This window comes from Streptomyces sp. NPDC048419 (assembly GCF_043200415.1).
GTDB lineage: Bacteria > Actinomycetota > Actinomycetes > Streptomycetales > Streptomycetaceae > Streptomyces.
This window is the reverse complement of the sequence record NZ_JBICXT010000004.1, coordinates 298,937-314,270: the sequence shown is the minus strand read 5'-3', so window position 1 is coordinate 314,270 and position 15,334 is coordinate 298,937. Positions and strand designations below refer to the sequence as shown.

The 15,334-nt window shown below is 71.3% G+C and carries 16 protein-coding genes; 8 read left to right on the top strand and 8 right to left on the bottom strand.

The window, feature by feature from the left end; translation table 11 throughout:
* Positions 1 to 51 precede the first annotated feature (51 nt).
* From ACGFYN_RS11770 to ACGFYN_RS11750, 5 genes are all read left to right on the top strand, one after another.
* Positions 52 to 918: an alpha/beta fold hydrolase gene (locus ACGFYN_RS11770; RefSeq protein ID WP_393865619.1), complete on the top strand. Its 867-nt coding sequence runs from the start codon at positions 52 to 54 to the stop codon at positions 916 to 918.
* Complete coding sequence (locus tag ACGFYN_RS11765) at positions 915 to 1,634, top strand: SDR family oxidoreductase (RefSeq protein WP_393865618.1); 720 nt, start codon at positions 915 to 917, stop codon at positions 1,632 to 1,634. Before ACGFYN_RS11770 ends, ACGFYN_RS11765 begins: the two co-directional genes overlap by 4 nt.
* A gap of 54 nt (positions 1,635 to 1,688) precedes the next feature.
* A complete protein-coding gene (locus tag ACGFYN_RS11760; protein WP_393865617.1) occupies positions 1,689 to 2,558 on the top strand; it encodes a DUF427 domain-containing protein in 870 nt (289 codons plus the stop codon).
* Positions 2,559 to 2,625: 67 nt separating this feature from the next.
* The gene (locus ACGFYN_RS11755; protein WP_393865616.1) at positions 2,626 to 4,347 is read left to right on the top strand and encodes an MOSC domain-containing protein; all 1,722 of its coding nucleotides are present in this window, start codon (positions 2,626 to 2,628) and stop codon (positions 4,345 to 4,347) included.
* 10 nt (positions 4,348 to 4,357) lie between these two features.
* Positions 4,358 to 4,792 (top strand): VOC family protein, encoded by a 435-nt coding sequence (locus ACGFYN_RS11750; RefSeq protein ID WP_393865615.1) that lies wholly within the window; start codon positions 4,358 to 4,360, stop codon positions 4,790 to 4,792.
* Between the two features lie 19 nt (positions 4,793 to 4,811).
* Here ACGFYN_RS11750 and ACGFYN_RS11745 read toward each other — a convergent pair whose 3' ends face one another.
* The 5 genes from ACGFYN_RS11745 to ACGFYN_RS11725 form a co-directional block, all read right to left on the bottom strand.
* Positions 4,812 to 5,672 (bottom strand): DUF427 domain-containing protein, encoded by an 861-nt coding sequence (locus ACGFYN_RS11745; RefSeq protein ID WP_393865614.1) that lies wholly within the window; start codon positions 5,670 to 5,672, stop codon positions 4,812 to 4,814.
* 65 nt (positions 5,673 to 5,737) lie between these two features.
* The gene (locus tag ACGFYN_RS11740) at positions 5,738 to 6,172 is read right to left on the bottom strand and encodes an ATP-binding protein (protein WP_393865613.1); all 435 of its coding nucleotides are present in this window, start codon (positions 6,170 to 6,172) and stop codon (positions 5,738 to 5,740) included.
* Between the two features lie 76 nt (positions 6,173 to 6,248).
* Positions 6,249 to 7,121, bottom strand: coding sequence for an alpha/beta fold hydrolase (locus ACGFYN_RS11735; RefSeq protein ID WP_393865612.1), 873 nt, complete (start codon positions 7,119 to 7,121; stop codon positions 6,249 to 6,251).
* Between the two features lie 58 nt (positions 7,122 to 7,179).
* Entirely contained in the window at positions 7,180 to 9,162 is a 1,983-nt protein-coding gene (locus tag ACGFYN_RS11730; RefSeq protein WP_393865611.1) for a Na+/H+ antiporter NhaA, read from the bottom strand.
* Between the two features lie 150 nt (positions 9,163 to 9,312).
* Complete coding sequence (locus tag ACGFYN_RS11725) at positions 9,313 to 10,167, bottom strand: LysR family transcriptional regulator (RefSeq protein WP_393865814.1); 855 nt, start codon at positions 10,165 to 10,167, stop codon at positions 9,313 to 9,315.
* A gap of 83 nt (positions 10,168 to 10,250) precedes the next feature.
* Between ACGFYN_RS11725 and ACGFYN_RS11720 the strand changes: the two genes are divergently transcribed.
* Positions 10,251 to 11,153, top strand: coding sequence for a DMT family transporter (locus ACGFYN_RS11720; protein WP_393865610.1), 903 nt, complete (start codon positions 10,251 to 10,253; stop codon positions 11,151 to 11,153).
* An 18-nt stretch (positions 11,154 to 11,171) separates the two neighbouring features.
* Here ACGFYN_RS11720 and ACGFYN_RS11715 read toward each other — a convergent pair whose 3' ends face one another.
* On the bottom strand, positions 11,172 to 11,606 hold the full coding sequence (locus ACGFYN_RS11715; RefSeq protein WP_393865609.1) for a PaaI family thioesterase: 435 nt from the start codon (positions 11,604 to 11,606) through the stop codon (positions 11,172 to 11,174).
* Between the two features lie 90 nt (positions 11,607 to 11,696).
* Between ACGFYN_RS11715 and ACGFYN_RS11710 the strand changes: the two genes are divergently transcribed.
* Positions 11,697 to 12,347 carry a dihydrofolate reductase family protein gene (locus ACGFYN_RS11710; RefSeq protein WP_393865608.1) on the top strand — a complete coding sequence of 217 codons (651 nt, stop codon included), beginning with the start codon at positions 11,697 to 11,699 and terminating at the stop codon, positions 12,345 to 12,347.
* Between the two features lie 14 nt (positions 12,348 to 12,361).
* On the opposite strand, the gene rho is transcribed toward ACGFYN_RS11710, so the two are convergent.
* Both rho and ACGFYN_RS11700 read right to left on the bottom strand, forming a co-directional pair.
* Positions 12,362 to 13,504 (bottom strand): transcription termination factor Rho, encoded by a 1,143-nt coding sequence (gene rho, locus ACGFYN_RS11705; protein ID WP_393865607.1) that lies wholly within the window; start codon positions 13,502 to 13,504, stop codon positions 12,362 to 12,364.
* A 272-nt stretch (positions 13,505 to 13,776) separates the two neighbouring features.
* Entirely contained in the window at positions 13,777 to 14,604 is an 828-nt protein-coding gene (locus tag ACGFYN_RS11700) for a class I SAM-dependent methyltransferase (RefSeq protein ID WP_393865606.1), read from the bottom strand.
* Positions 14,605 to 14,785: 181 nt separating this feature from the next.
* On the opposite strand from ACGFYN_RS11700, the gene ACGFYN_RS11695 reads away from it, so the two are divergent.
* Positions 14,786 to 15,325 carry an RNA polymerase sigma factor gene (locus tag ACGFYN_RS11695; protein ID WP_393865605.1) on the top strand — a complete coding sequence of 180 codons (540 nt, stop codon included), beginning with the start codon at positions 14,786 to 14,788 and terminating at the stop codon, positions 15,323 to 15,325.
* Positions 15,326 to 15,334: the final 9 nt, after the last annotated feature.

The window sequence follows — 15,334 nt, the reverse complement described above, 5'->3', positions numbered from 1 at the left end:
GCCGGTGAGACGCGAGTGACGGCCCCACAACGGGTAGTGAACGGAGTCGACATGACGACAATCCATCACCGCTACGCCACCGTCCGCGGACAACGCCTGTTCTACCGGGAGGCGGGGCCGCCCGGCGCACCGGCCGTGGTCCTGCTGCACGGATTCCCCACGAGCTCGTTCATGTTCCGCAACCTGATGCCGCTGCTGGCCGACCGCTATCACGTGATCGCCCCCGACCACCTGGGCTTCGGCCTGTCCGACGCCCCGCCCGCCGACGAGTTCGACTACACCTTCGACGCACTGGCAGGCCTGACCGCAGAACTCCTGGAACAGCTCGGGGTCGCCCGGTTCGCGCTGTACGTCCAGGACTACGGCGCACCCATCGGCTGGCGTCTCGCCCTGGCGGACCCGGCCTCGGTCACGGCGATCATCAGCCAGAACGGCAACGGCTACGAGGCGGGGTTCGCGGAGGAGTTCTGGAAGCCGGTGCGCGCCTACTGGCGGGACGAGAACCCCGAGAACGAGGCCGCGCTGCGCCAGGCGCTGACCCTGGAGGTCACGCGCTGGCAGTACCTGAACGGCGTGGCGGAGCAGAGCCTGGTCAGCCCCGACACCTGGTACCACGACTTCGCCCTGCTGTCCCGGCCCGGCAACGACCTCGTACAGCTGCGGCTGTTCGCCGACTACGCCGGCAACCTCCCGCTCTATCCGAAGCTGCACGGCTATCTCCGCGACAGCCGCGTGCCGCTGCTGGCCGTCTGGGGACGTAACGACGAGATCTTCGTCCCCGCGGGCGCCCTCGCCTTCACCGAGGACGCGCCCGGCGCCGAGATCTACCTGCTCGACGGCGGCCACTTCCTGCTCGAAAGCCACCTCGACGCCGCAGCCGACTGCATTCGCGGCTTCCTCGGCAGGGCGGTGTCATGACGGGTCCCCTGAGCGAGGAGACCGTGCTCGTCGTCGGACGGGGCGGCGGGATCGCCCGCGCCGTCGCGGTCGCCGCGCGCGACGCGGGAGCACGCGTCGTCGCCGCCGGCCGCGACCGGCAGGCCCTCGCCGACGCCTACGCAGGTGAGCCCGGTATCGGCACCGAGACCGTCGACATCACCGACAACGCCTCCATCGCGTCACTCGGCGAACGGCTCGGCTCCGTCGACCACGTGGTGTCCACCGCGTCGGCCCGCGCCCGCGGCCGGCTCGGCGAACTGGGCCGGGACGCGATCAGGCTCTCCTTCGACACCAAGGTGATCGGCCCGCTCATGCTGGCCAAGCAGCTGGGTCCCCGTATCGGCGACGGCGGGTCGTTCACCCTCTTCTCCGGCGTCGCGTCGGCGAAGATCGCCGTCGGCACCCTGGCCGTGGCCATCACGAACGGCGCTGCCGACGTCCTTGCCCGCTCGCTCGCCCTGGAGATGGCGCCGGTCCGCGTCAACGCCGTCTCCCCGGGGGTGATCGACACAGGCGCTTGGGACGCCCTCGGCGAACAGGGCAAGGCGGACTACTTCGCCGACATCGGCGCCCGCAACCCCGCACGGCGCATCGGCACCACCGACGACGTCGCCAATGCCGTCCTGTTCGCCATGACCAGCACCTTCCTGACCGGAGTGACCCTGCACATCGACGGCGGTGAACCGCTCACCTGACGTCACCCCGGGCCGCCGCGGTCCGGGCCGAGTCGAATCGAAAGGAACGGAACGATGGGCCTGTCCTGGCAGCAAGGACCGCTCGCCCCCGGAGCGGTCGGCCGGTTCCTCCTCCCCGAGCCACTGCCCGAACGGATGCTGTTCGCCGAGCCGCTGCGCCGGCGCATGCGGGTCCGGTTCGGCGACGCGTGGATCGCCGACAGCGAGGACGTCGTGCTCCTGCACGAGCCCGGCCGCTATCCGGTGGCGTACTTTCCGGTCGGCGACATCTCCGCCGGGGTACTCGAACCCGGCGAGCACACCACCCGGCACCGCGACCTGGGGCCGACCTCCTGGTACACGGTGCGCGCCGGAGAGCAGAGCAAACAGCGCGCGGCCTGGCAGTACACCGAACTGCCCGACCACGCGGCCGAGTTGAAGGGACGCATCGCCTTCGCCTGGCGCGCGATGGAGGCCTTCTACGAGGAGGACGAGCGGATCGTCGGCCACGCCGCGGACAACTACCACCGCATCGACATCCGCCGGACCGGCCGCCACCTGGTGGTCCGCCACGGCGACCGGGTCGTCGCAGACTCCGGGCGCCCACTGGTCCTCTACGAGTCCGGGTTCGCCCCCCGCTGGTACGTGCCGCGCGCCGACATCGACGAGACCGCGCTGACACCGGTCGAGGCCCGGACCTTCTGCCCCTACAAGGGCCTGTGCGACTACTACGACATCGGAGAGGCGCACCGGGCCGCCTGGACGTACGGTAACGCCTACCGGGAGGTCGACCGCATCGGCGGCCTGGTGTCCTTCGAGCCGGACGAGGTCGAAGTGCACCTCGACGGTGTCCGGCTGCGGCTGGAGCCCGGCCAGAAGGTCGTCTCGCACGGTGTCGACCGCAACCTCGACCTCGATGAGACGACCCCCGTCAGGCAGCCATGACCGGTGCTCCGCGCCCGTCCGTCACCACCAGGGCGCGCATCGCGGGGCCGCGAGGAAGGAGCGAGCCATGCCCTCGCTGTTGTCGGTGAACGTCGGGATGCCCAAGGACGTGGCGTGGCAGGGGCGGACGGTGCACACCGGCGTATGGAAGCACCCGGTGTCCGGGCCGGCGATGGTGCGGCGGCTCGACATCGACGGCGACGGCCAGGGCGACACCCAGGGCCATGGCGGCGAGCAGCGGGCGGTGCTCGTCTACCAGATCGAGTCGTACCGGTACTGGGAGCGGCACTTCGGACGGGACGACTTCGAGTTCGGCCAGTTCGGGGAGAACCTCACCGTCGACGGACTGCCCGACGGCGAGGTCTGCATCGGCGACCGCTACCGCATCGGCGAGGCCGAGTTCGAGGTCACCCAACCGCGGGTCACGTGCTACCGCGTGGGCCTGCGCCTGGGCGAACCGGAGCTGCCCGCCCTGCTGGTCGGCCACCACCGCCCCGGCTTCTACATGCGGGTCCTGCGCGAGGGGCACATCGAGGCGGGCGACGAGATCGTCAAGATCAGTACCGGTCCCGGTGCGCTCACCGTGGCGGACACGGACGCGCTGCTCTACCTGCCCGACCGCGACCCGGCCAAGTTGCGCCGAGCCCTGAACATCCCCGCGCTGAGCCCCGGTTGGCAGGGTTCGTTCCGCGATCTGCTCGCCGCCGACGACGCCACGGGCCTTGCCGCCGGCCCGGCCTGGGAGGGTTTCCGGGCGCTGCGCGTGGCCGACGTGATCGCCGAGAGCCCGACGGTCACCTCGATCCGCCTGGCCGCCCCCGACGGAAGCCGGCTCCCGGCCGCCCGCGCGGGCCAGTACCTGACGCTGCGGCTCCCCGTGGCCGAGTCGGCCCAGGTGCGCAGCTACTCGCTGTCCGCCGCGCCCGACGCCGGCAGCTACCGCATCAGCGTCAAGCACGAGCCGCACGGCGTGGCGAGCGGTTACATCACCACGCATCTGCGAGCGGGCGCGGTGCTCGAAGTGGCCGCGCCCCGTGGCGACTTCGTCCTCACCGAGGGATCTGGTCCCGTCCTTCTCGTCTCGGCCGGCATCGGGCTCACACCCATGCTTGCGATGCTGCACGAACTCGCGGCCTCGGGCAGCCACCGCGAGGTGTGGTGGGTCCACGGGGCGCGCAGTCCCCGGGAGCACCCGCTGGCCGCCGAGGCGCACACCCTCCTCGACGCGCTGCCGCACTCCCGCGAGCACGTCTTCTACAGCGCGGCGACTCCGGAGGACCTGCGCCGCGCGCACGCCACCGCCGGGCGCGTGACCAAGGAAGAACTGATCGCGCTGGACGTACCTGCCGACGCGAGCGCCTACGTCTGCGGTCCGGAGTCGTTCATGGCGGACATGACGGCCGCCCTCACCGCGGTCGGCATCGACCCCGCCCACATCCGCACCGAGCTCTTCGGGGCGCTGCCCGCCATCAACCCGGGCCTCACCGAGCGAGCCGCCGTGCCGCCGCACCAGCCGCCCGGGCCGCCCGGGACCGGCCCCATGGTGACCTTCGCCCGCAGCGGCATCTCCGCCCCCTTCCCCGACCGCGTCGGCAGCGTGCTCGAACTCGCCGACGCCTGCGACGTCCCCGCCCGCTGGAGCTGCCGCACCGGCGTCTGCCACACCTGCGTCACCCCGCTGCTGACGGGCCGCGTCACCTACGAACCGGCTCCGCTGGAACCGCCGCCCGACGGCGAGGTCCTCATCTGCTGCTCGCGGCCCGCCGGCGACATCGTTGTGGACATGTGAGGTGTGCCTGATGGACTACAAGCTGGAAGTCGTCACTCTCTCTGTGAGCGATGTCGACAAGGCCGTGGCGTTCTACACACAGCAGGTCGGCTTCCACCTCGACGTCGACTTCCGTCCCGGCGACACCTTCCGGGTGGTGCAGCTGACACCGCAGGGCTCGGCCTGTTCCGTGCAGATCGGCGTCGGGCTCACCGACGCTCCGCCCGGATCGGCACGCGCCCTGCATCTGGCCGTCACCGACATCGAGGCCGCCCACCGCGAACTCACCGAACGCGGAGTCGACGTCCGTGGAATCCGGCACAAGTCACCGATCGACGAGTGGCAGGGCGACTGGGCACCGGGCCTTGCGCCGGACCGCCGGGACTACGCCAGCTTCGCCGACTTCAGCGATCCGGACGGCAACATCTGGACGCTCCAGGAGATCGGTCACCGCCGAACGGCGTGACGCACGCCGGGTGTCCGAGTCAGCGCGCGCGGGCCTCGGCGGCGTCCAGGCCGCGGTCCACGCCGTGCGGGACGACCTTCTGGCCCGGTTCGAGGGCGAGTTGCCTGCCGTCGAGGTGGACCTCGACCTGGTCCGGCTCGAAGGACACCAGGCCGGTGATGCGGTCGACCTCCTGGTAGGCGTCGCGGTACGTCCAGGCGGCGCGGTGCGCGCCTGCGATGTCGTAGTAGTCGCACAGGCCCTTGTAGGGGCAGAAGGTCTGGCCCTCGGCCGGTGTCAGCGCCGTCTCGTCGATGTCGGCGCGCGGGACGTACCAGCGCGGCGCGAAGCCGGACTCGTAGAGCACGACGGGGTGTTCGGAGCGGGCGATCACGGTGTCACCGAGGCGGACTTCGAGGGTGCGGGACGTGCTGCGGATGTCGATGCGGTGGTACTGGTCGGCGGCGTGCCCCAGGATGCGCTCGTCCTCCTCGTAGAAGGCGTCCATGGCGCGCCAGGCGAAGGCGACACGGCCCTGGAGTTCGGTGGCGTGGCCGGGCAGGGAGGTGAACTCCCAGGCGGCGCGTTCGGTGGTGCGGTCGCCTGCGTGCACCGCGAACCAGGTGGTGTCGCCGAGGTCCTTGTGCCGGGTGACCTTGCCGCTCGGGACGAGCGCCTGCGGATCGACGTCTTCGCGGGGGAAGTAGGCGACGGGATAGCGGCCCGGTTCGTGCAGCAGGACGACGTCCTCGCTGTCGGCGATCCAGGTGCCGTCGAACTTCACGCGCATACGGCGGCGCAGGCGCTCGGCGAACAGGAGGCGCTCGGGGAGGGGTTCGGGGGTGAGGAAGTGGCCGATCGCGCCTGCCGCGAGGGGTCCTTGCTGCCAGGACAGACCCATGACGGGTTCCTTTCGGGGGTGGGAGGCGTGGTCGCATCCCGGGTGGGTTCGTTGTGCGGTGACGGTCAACTCGTCGTGCAGGAACAGCGGGAGGCGCCCACCTCGGGGCGGCGGAAGCAGGTCCAGACGGCCTTGCCGTTGCCGGCGGGGGCCCGAACTCCCCAGTCGTCGCAGAGCTCTTGGACGAGGCGTATGCCCCGGCCCGCTTCGTCGCCCGACGAGCTCGACGACTCGGGCGGGATACGGACCCGGGAGCGGCGCGCGCTGTCGTGGACCTCGACATGGACGCAGGAGGGGTGCCGGACGAGACGGACCAAGTAGTCGCGGCCGTCCGGGCTGCCGTGCCGGACGGCGTTGCCGGCGAGCTCCGAGACGCAGACCCGGATGTCGTCGCCGCGACCGCATCCGCCCCAGCTGTCGAGGGTCCGCATGGCGAAGTCGCGGGCGGCCCGCACGGTCTGCGCGGTGGCGCTGAAGGTGTGTTGGGCGAGGTGTTGCATGGCGGGTCCTCTGCCGGCCGGGGCGAAAGGGTTCTCGTGGACCGCGGTCGCCGCAGCCGTCGCGACGCCCCGCGCGTCAGGCGAGGACGCGGGCGAGGAAGTCGCGGATGTGTGCGGTGATGGTCCCGAGGTGGCTCTCCAGGGCGAAGTGGCCGGACTCGAGCAGGTGGATCTCGGCGTCGGGCAGGTCCTGACGGAACGCCTCCGCGCCCGCGGGGCCGAAGATCTCGTCGCCGGCTCCCCAGACCGCCAGCAGCGGGACCTGGGAGTCGCGGAAGTACCGGTGGACCTGCGGGTAGAGGTCCACGTTGGTGGGGTAGTCCCGGAAGAGCTTGAGCTGGATCTCGTCGTTGCCGGGTCGGTCAAGCAGTGCCTGGTCGTGGATCCAGTTGTCGGGGCTGACCAGGCTGGGGTCCGCAACGCCGTTCAGGTACTGCCAGCGGGTGCTCTCCAGGGTCAGGGCGCCGCGCATGGGTGCTTCGGTCTCCGGCCCGGGGTCGGTGGTGTAGGCGAAGACGGCGTCCCAGAAGGGCTTGACGAAGCCTTCCTCGTAGCCGTTGCCGTTCTGCGTGATGATCGCGGTGATGCGGTCCGGGTCCTGGAGGGCGAGGCGCCAGCCGATGGGGGCGCCGTAGTCCTGCACGTACATCGCGAACCGCTCGACGCCCAGCTGCTTCAGCAGGCCCGCGGTGACCTCGGTCAGCGCGTCGAAGGTGTACGGGAACTCGGCCGGGGTGGGCATCGCGGACTGGCCGAACCCGATGTGGTCGGGGGCGATCACGTGGTAGCGGTCGGCGAGCGCCGGGATCAGGTGGCGGAACATGTGCGAGCTGGTCGGGAAGCCGTGCAGCAGCACGACCGCGGGGGCCTGGGGGTCGCCGGCCTCCCGGTAGAAGACCTCGAGACCGTTGACGGTGGCGGTGCGGTGGTGGACGGCGGGGAGGTTCATTTCCCTTAACCTTTCAAGTCGATTTGAGTGGTTACATATCCAGTCGAGCATACTCGAGCTAACCTGTCAATGAACTTTTGACGGTTAGATTCAGGTTCATGGGCGGCAACGCCGTACGGGCGTGTTCGGTTCCCTCGCGCGTCGCGTCGATGGCCTGTGTGAGCGCCGCGAGGTCGTGGCCGCCCTGGTGGCGCTGGCCGTTGAAGAAGAACGTGGGTGTCCCGGAGACTCCGCTGCGGTCGGCCGAGTCGATGTCACGTTCGACGCGGCCGGAGTGCACCCGGCGGTTCAGGTCCTGGCGGAACTTGTCCACGTCCAGGCCGAGTTCGGCGGCGTAACCGAGCAGGTCGCTCATCTCCAGCCGGTCCTGGCGCCGTAGCAGCAGGGAGTGCATGGGCCAGAACGTGCCCTGGGCCGCTGCCGCCTCCGCGGCCTCGGCGGCCAGGCGCGCGTGCGGATGGATGTCGCTCAGCGGCAGGTGGCGCCAGACGTAGCGCACGTCGGGACGCGAAAGCAGCAGGTCGCGGGTGATGGGGTCGGCCTCGCTGCAGTACGGGCACTCGTAGTCGCCGTACTCGACGACGGTGACCGGTGCGTCCTGCGGCCCGCGGACGTGATCGAGCGCCGGGTCGACGCGGCCGGGCAGGTCCGTGAGGGGCGGCGCCTCCCCGAGCAGGGCGTGGTGGCGGGCCGCGCGGGGGAGGCGTGCGGTGAGGCGATGGACCGCCCACCCGAGCGCGCTGGATGCCACGACCGCTGCCAGGATGCCGACCTTCGCCTCTTGAAGGGGTCGTCCGGCGAAGGCGAGGTTCGCGATCAGCAGGGAGACGGTGAAGCCGATGCCTGCCAGAGCGCCGCTGCCGGCGATGGCGGCCCAGCCGACGGGCGGACGCAGCCTGCCGCCGCTGAGGCGTTCCACGGCCCACGTGGTGACGACGACCGAGAAGGGCTTGCCGACGACGTAGGCGAGGAAGACGCCGATGGTCACAGGAGCGGTGACGGAACCCAGCAGCAGGCCGGTGTCGAGCGTGATGCCCGCGTTGGCCAGTGCGAACAGCGGGATGATCGCGTACGTCGTCCAGGGGCGGAAGCGGTGCTGCAGCCGGGCGTTCTCCGACAAGGTGGATGCCAGGCCCGTCGCGGCGGAGCGGGCGCGCCGCGGGCTCGGTTGCTCGCGGAACAGCCGCACCAGACCGGTGGCCCGCTCCAGGTCGCCGCGCACAGGCCGGTAGGCGGAGGTGACCAGGCCGATCGCGAGACCCGCGACAACGGGATCGACGCCACTGGCCATCAGTCCCGACCACATCACGACGCCCAGGACGACGATCAGGCTGCCGGGCCGGCGCAGCCGCACGGTTCCGAAGGCGAGGACCGCGGCGAACGCCGCAGCGGCGACGGCCAGGGGGAGCGGCCGGATGTGGTGGCTGTAGAAGGTGGCGATGACCAGCAGGGCCACCAGGTCGTCGACGACGAACAGGGTGAGCAGGAAGGCGCGGACGCGCGGCGGAAGGCGCCTGCCCATGACGCTGAAGACGCCGAGCGCGAGAGCGCTGTCGGTGGACATGGCGATGCCCCAGCCGTGGGCCGCGGGGCCGCCGTGATTGACGGCGAGGTAGATCCCGACCGGTACGGCCATGGCGACGACTCCGGCCCCTACGGGCAGCAGGAGGCGGCGCCGCTCGCGCAGTTCGCCCAGGTCGAGCTCCTTGCGCGCCTCCAGGCCTACCAGCAGGAAGAAGAAGCTCATCAGCCCGCTGTCGATCCAGGTGCGCAGATCCAGGCCCAGCCGGCCGCTGCCCAGCCCCAGGCTCAGCTGCGTCCGCCATGCTGCCTCGTACGCGGCGGGGAACGCGTTCGACCAGATCAGAGCGGCCACGAGCGCGCCCACCAAGGCGACGGCTCCGCCCGTCTCGCCGGCGAGCAGGATCTTCTGGCGACCGGTGGTGCCCACCGCGGCCGCCGTGTCGGCGTCGGTGACGAGCCGCAACAACCCTGCGCGCTGCTGTGTCTCCGGGACTTCGGTGTCTTGGCGCGCGATCACGGCACGATCCCTTCTAACCAGTAAAAGCTGTTACTACGGTCAGAATGAAGCGTGAGGTTATAACCTGTCAAGTGGATTTAGAAGGTTAGAGCGCGCGGTGATGGCTCCCTGTCGGAGGCGGAGCGCCGGGCCGGGTGGCCGCGTGGCCGGTCAGTCGCCCCGGTAGAGGGCCGTGAGCAGTTCGACGGCGGTCTGGGTGGCGGGGTGCGGGTCGTCCCGCCACCAGGCCAGGCGTACGGCGATGGGCTCGGCGTCGCGGACCGGCCGGTAGACGATGCCGGGCCTGCGGTACTGGTGCGCTGTGGATTCCGCGGTCATGCCGACGCAGCGCCCGCCGGCGATCACGTTCAGCCAGTCCTCGATGTCATGGCTCTCCTCGGTCACCGGACGGGACCCGGCCGGCCAGAGGTCGGGCGTGGTCGTTCCCGTGCGCCGGTCGATCAGCAGGGTGCGCTCGCCCAGGTCGGCGAGCCGGAGCGAGCGACGCGAGGCGAGGGCGTCGTCGGCGGACAGAGCGGCCAGGCGGCGTTCCAGGCCCACGATCGCCGAGGCGAACCGGCGGTCGTCCAGCGAACGGCGCACCACCGCCAGGTCGCAGGCCCCTTCCACGAGACCGGCGGTGGCGGAGTTGACGCGGACCAGATGGAGGTCGATCCCGGGGTGGGCCCGGGCCCAGCGGCGCTGGAACGCGGGCGTGTGGCGGCCGACCGCCGACCAGGCGTAGCCGATCCGCAGGCTGGTGTGACCCGAGGTCGCCTCCCGGACCAGGTCGTCCACCTCGCCGAGCACCCGCCTGGCCTGCGCCACCACCCGCAGCCCGGTCGCCGTCGGCGTCACCGCGCGCGGGGTGCGCCGGAGCAATCTCACCTCAAGGGCGCGTTCGAGCGACGCCAGCGTCCTGGACACCGCCGCCTGCGAGACGCCGAGCGCGACGGCGGCATCGGTGAACGTGCCCTCGTCGACGATGGCGACGAGACAGCGCAACTGCCGTAGCTCCACATCCATGGCACCAGCATCCATGACTCAGGCGTATGGATCGCGCCGCGGGTGCATTTTGTGCAAGCGCCGAGGCGGCACACGATCGGGACATGCTGACTCCCACCGCCACGGCTTCGGACCCTTCCGCGGCGTCGGTGCGCCTGACTGCCCCGGCGCCCTCGCGCGGCCGACCGGCCGGCGTGGCGACGATGGCCGCCAGCGGCCTGTCGAATCAGGTCGGCGCCGCGATCGGCTCGCTCGCCTTCCCCGTGATCGGTCCGGCGGGCGTCGTCGCGGTCCGGCAGTACGTCGCCGCGCTCGTCCTGCTCGCCGTCGGCCGCCCCCGCCTGCGGGACTTCACCTGGGCGCAGTGGCGGCCGGTCCTCGGCCTGGCCGTGGTGTTCGGGACCATGAACCTGTCCCTCTGCACCGCCATCGACCGCATCGGTCTCGGCCTCGCGGTCACCCTGGAGTTCCTCGGCCCGCTCGCGATCGCCCTCGCCGCCGCCCGCCGCCGCGTCGACGCCTGCTGTGCGGTGATCGCCGCGGCCGGCGTCGTCACGCTGATGCGCCCGCAGCCCTCGACCGACTACCTGGGCATGGGACTTGGCCTGCTGGCCGCATGCTGCTGGGCGTCGTACATCCTGCTCAACCGCAGCGTCGGCCGCCGTATCCCGGGCGCGCAGGGCTCGGCGACGGCGGCCGCGATCTCCGCGCTGATGTTCCTTCCGGTCGGAGGCGTCGTGGTCCTGCGGCAGCCGCCCACCGCCGCGGCGATCGGCTGCGCGGTCGTGGCCGGGGTGCTCTCCTCGGCCGTTCCGTACCTCGCCGACCTGTTCACGCTGCGCCGGGTGCCTGCCCAGGCGTTCGGGCTCTTCATGAGCGTCAACCCCCTCCTGGCCGCCCTGGTCGGGTGGATCGGCCTCGGCCAGAACCTCGGCTGGACGGAGTGGGCGAGCATCGCGGCGATCGTGGCCGCCAACACGCTCAGCATCCCTGTACGGCGCGGCTGACAGCGGGACCGGGCGCGATCAGCTCCCGGCGCCGCCGTTCGCACCGAGCACGATCTGGGTCTGGGTGGTCTGTCCCACGAGCCGGTCGTTGTCGTCCCGCAGGTCGGTCTGTACGACGACCAGGGTGAAGCCGACATGCAGTGTGCGGGCGGTGGCGTGGACGCGTCCGGAGGTCACGCCCCGCAGGAAGTTGGTCTTGGACTCGACCGTGGAAGTCCCGGCGCCGGGCGGGATGTTGAGGTAGGCGCAGACGGCGCCGACGGAGTCGGCCAGCGCCATCAGGGCTCCGCCGTGCAGCACGCCACCCGCCGTGCAGGCCTCCGGGGACCAGGCCAGACTGCCCACGACGCGGTCAGGTGCGGCCTCGTGGAGTTCGATGCCGAGGCCGGCCGCGAAGGGCATGGCCGCCAGGAGGGCGGCCGGGCCGGGGGATGCCGTGTCGGAAGGGGGCATGGTGGGGCCTTTCGGGGAGCGGGAGCACGGGCGATGAGTTTTGCTGGCCCGAAGGGTCTCATCGCCGGTGCGACATCACAGGAGGAACACGTGCGTCAGCTGGTACGAGTCCAGAACTTCAACGTCTCGAGCGACGGCATCGGTGCCGGTGAGAACCAGAGCCTGGAGCGGCCGTTCGGCGACGTCGACGTCGATCCCTCGAAGCTGTTCTCCTGGGCCGGGGCCACGGCGAGCTGGCCCATGCGATCCGACCCCGGAGGCAGCCGGGGCCTCGACGACTATCTGACCCGGGACTACGACCGCAACATCGGCGCGGAGATCATGGGCCGCAACAAGTTCGGGCCGCAGCGCGGGCCTTGGGAGAACCACGAGTGGCGCGGCTGGTGGGGCGACAGACCGCCGTTCCGTACACCGGTGTTCGTGATGACGCACCACTGGCGTCCGTCGTTCACGCTCTCCGACACGACGTTCCACTTCGTCGACGGCGACCCGGCGACGGTCCTGGCGCAGGCGCGGGAGGCGGCGCAGGGCAAGGATGTCCGGCTGGGCGGCGGGGCCACCACCATCCGGGAGTTCCTCGACGCCGACCTCGTCGACACCCTGCACGTGGCGGTCTCGCCGGTGGAACTCGGGACGGGCGTACGGCTGTGGGAGTCACCCGAGGAGTTGCTGGACCGGTTCCACCGCGACGTCGTGCCCAGCCCGAGCGGGGTGACGCACCACCTGTTCTGGCGGAAGTGACGGACCCTGCGCGGTCATTCCGCGGGCAGCGTCGGCTGGATGCGGCGGACGAACGTCGCGTTGTCGGGGGTGGCCCGCAGACGTTCCAGCAGGGTCTCCAGACCGGTCTGGCCGTCGCGGTTCTGCAGGGCGCGGCGCAGACCGCGCACGGCGGTCAACTCGGCGGGGGAGAGCAGGAGTTCCTCGCGCCGGGTGCCGGAGGGGTTGATGTCGACGGCCGGGAAGACACGGCGGGCTGCCATCTCGCGGTTGAGGCGCAGCTCCATGTTGCCGGTGCTCTTCAGCTCCTCGAAGAAGTAGTCGTCGGCGCGCGATCCGGTCTCCACCAGCGCGGTCGCGAGGATGGTGAGCGAGCCGCCCTCCTCGGCCAGCCGGGCTGCGCCGAAGAACCGCTTGGGGCCCAGCAGCGCGGTAGCGTCGACGCCGCCGCTCAGGGTGCGGCCACCGGAGGCGGCCGCGTTGTTGTGTGCCCGGCACAGGCGGGTCAGCGAGTCGAGCAGGATGACGACGTCCTCGCCGGCCTCGACGAGCCGCTTGGCCCGCTCGATGACGAGATCGGCGAGCGCGATGTGCTGCTTGGCCGGCCGGTCGAAGGTGGAGGCGTACACCTCGCCGCGCACGGAGCGCCGCATGTCGGTGACCTCCTCGGGCCGTTCGTCGAGCAGCACCACCATCAGGCGGCACTCGGGGTGGTTGCCGGCCACGGCGGCCGCGATCTGCTGCAGCAGCACGGTCTTGCCGGTCTTGGGCGGGGCCACGAGCAGTCCGCGCTGGCCCTTGCCGACGGGTGCGATCAGATCGACGACGCGTCCGGTCAGGCCGGCCGCCGGGTGCTCGACGCGGAGCCGGTCACGCGGGTGCAGCGGAGTGAGATCGCGGAAGTTGCGGCGGCCGCGCAGCTCTTGGGGCGTGCGCCCGTCGATCCGTACGACCTCGGTCAGGGCGCGCCGGCCGTCGCGTACGCCTTCGACGAGGTCGCCCTTGCGCAGGCCGTGACGGCGGATGAGCGCGGGGGAGACGGACGGGTCGGAGGACGAGGGCTGCAGGCTCTCGGCGCGCAGGTGTCCCTTCCCGTTCGTGTCGATGTCGAGGACACCGGTGACGACCTGGGTCTGGGGTTCTTGCTTGACAGGGGGGTGTTCGAGCGTGGTGGTCATGGTGGTCGGTCCTTTCGAGGACGGATGGCATGGGACATGCGAAGGGGAGGGGACGCCGCGGAGAGAAGGCGGTCGGAACACGCCTGCTGCGGCAGGAACAGCACCTCGGGTACGGCAGCGCCGGTCACGAGGCGGTGCTGGAAAGCCGGTGAGCCGACCGGAAAAACGGCGGCGATTCGGCGAACTGATGAGGAACTGGCACCGGCGCCCTCAAAGGGGGCGTACACAAGTGCTAGTGGGACGGTACCACAGCGGCTGCGGTGTCAAACCGCTCAGCGGGTGGCGAGCAGGCCGTACAGGAGCGGGATCCGCGGCTGCGGCAGCCGCCACCAGCCGGAGGCTGTCCGCACCATCTGCGGCCAGCGCGGCCAAGGCACCTCGTCGCTTTCCCGCAGGTTTCGGATGGTGAGTCCTGCTCCGATCAACGCGTTGACGACCTCGCCTATTCCGTGCATCCACTCGTAACTGTCGGTGGCGCCTTCGACGGCCGGGCCGTCGGTGTAGGTGTGCGTGGCGTCCCGGTGCACGGCGCCGTCGCCGGCCAGGTAGTCGTGGCGCAGCAGCAGCTCGGGCCCTTCACCCGGGCCGGGCTTCGGGCCGAGGGAGTTGAGCAGGGGGTGGAACTCGACGATGTACAACTGCCCGCCGGGCCGCAGGAGTCGGGCGAGGACGGCCGCCCAGCGGTCGAGGTCGGGCAGGTAGCACAGCGCACCCTTGCCGGTGTAGACGACGTCGAACTGCCGTCCGTCCAGGGCCTGTTCGGCGTCGTACACATTCGCCTGCACGTATCCGACGTCGAGGCCCGCCCGCGCCGCGATGTCCCGTGCGGCGGCCACCGAGGACGCCGAGAAGTCGAGCCCGGTGGCCCGCGCCCCGCGCCGCGCGAAGGCGAGCGTCTCCGTTCCGAGGTGGCACTGCAGATGCAGCACGTCACGCCCGGCCAGGTCCCCGAGGTCCTCCCACTCGAACGACGCGAACCAGCGGGCCGGATCCAGGCCCTGGTCCAGCCCGTAGAACCTGCTGGCGAGGTGGACAGGGGTCCGGGCGTCCCAGTTCGCCTGGTTGGCCCGCATGAGCCGCGCGTGCTCGTCGGTGGTCATGGGGCCATCCAACCGTGAACGGGCGTCCGTTGGCGGGAAGGACTGCGGAACGTTCATGGCCGACGTGGCACGAGCCCCGTCGGCCGGTGCCCGCATACCAGCCGTACGAACCCCCGATCGACCGATTTCCTGTTCCGGCCCAACCCCCTACCTACGCTGCCACCACCGCACTTCGGCGGGCATGGGACAAGGGACTTGGGCACCGGCCCACCCGCACGGCTGGCGCATCGAGCTGCCGGCCCGTCCCGGATCCACGCCCGGCCTACGGGCGCCGGACTCGATGACCGCCGTCCTCACCGAGGGATGCGGACACTTCGCGGAAACCACCCCCGAACAGCGAGTCCAGCATCAGCAAGGCCTCGTGCAGACCGCGCGGACGCAGCAGCCCAGGGTGCTGGGTGCGCCTCCGGTCGGGGCCACCGAGGAGTACGCGGCTCCGGGTGCGCGCGCCGCGAATGCCCCAGCGGGTCTCCGCGACGTGGTGGGCCAAGGCCGTGCTCGCCGTGCCGGGCGACTGCGACCACAGGATCACGGCGTCCTGCTCCCCGACGAGCTGTCCCGCCTCCCCGCGCCGCAGCGCCGGGTCCTCAACCTCGCCTCCTACGACGACCTCACCCAGACCAAGATCGCCGAGTTCACCGGCTGGTCCCTGGGCACCGTCAAGAGCCACGCCCGCCGTGGCCCGCGCCGGCCGGCAGGCCGGCTCACTGGTGAGGCGTAGAGCGGTGCG

Coding starts and splice junctions, on each gene's coding strand:
- ACGFYN_RS11770 (WP_393865619.1), top strand. CDS start 52: ATGACGACAATCCATCACCGCTACGCCACCGTCCGCGGACAACGCCTG.
- ACGFYN_RS11765 (WP_393865618.1), top strand. CDS start 915: ATGACGGGTCCCCTGAGCGAGGAGACCGTGCTCGTCGTCGGACGGGGC.
- ACGFYN_RS11760 (WP_393865617.1), top strand. CDS start 1,689: ATGGGCCTGTCCTGGCAGCAAGGACCGCTCGCCCCCGGAGCGGTCGGC.
- ACGFYN_RS11755 (WP_393865616.1), top strand. CDS start 2,626: ATGCCCTCGCTGTTGTCGGTGAACGTCGGGATGCCCAAGGACGTGGCG.
- ACGFYN_RS11750 (WP_393865615.1), top strand. CDS start 4,358: ATGGACTACAAGCTGGAAGTCGTCACTCTCTCTGTGAGCGATGTCGAC.
- ACGFYN_RS11745 (WP_393865614.1), bottom strand. CDS start 5,672: ATGGGTCTGTCCTGGCAGCAAGGACCCCTCGCGGCAGGCGCGATCGGC.
- ACGFYN_RS11740 (WP_393865613.1), bottom strand. CDS start 6,172: ATGCAACACCTCGCCCAACACACCTTCAGCGCCACCGCGCAGACCGTG.
- ACGFYN_RS11735 (WP_393865612.1), bottom strand. CDS start 7,121: ATGAACCTCCCCGCCGTCCACCACCGCACCGCCACCGTCAACGGTCTC.
- ACGFYN_RS11725 (WP_393865814.1), bottom strand. CDS start 10,167: ATGGATGTGGAGCTACGGCAGTTGCGCTGTCTCGTCGCCATCGTCGAC.
- ACGFYN_RS11720 (WP_393865610.1), top strand. CDS start 10,251: ATGCTGACTCCCACCGCCACGGCTTCGGACCCTTCCGCGGCGTCGGTG.
- ACGFYN_RS11715 (WP_393865609.1), bottom strand. CDS start 11,606: ATGCCCCCTTCCGACACGGCATCCCCCGGCCCGGCCGCCCTCCTGGCG.
- rho (WP_393865607.1), bottom strand. CDS start 13,504: ATGACCACCACGCTCGAACACCCCCCTGTCAAGCAAGAACCCCAGACC.
- ACGFYN_RS11700 (WP_393865606.1), bottom strand. CDS start 14,604: ATGACCACCGACGAGCACGCGCGGCTCATGCGGGCCAACCAGGCGAAC.
- ACGFYN_RS11695 (WP_393865605.1), top strand. CDS start 14,786: ATGGGACAAGGGACTTGGGCACCGGCCCACCCGCACGGCTGGCGCATC.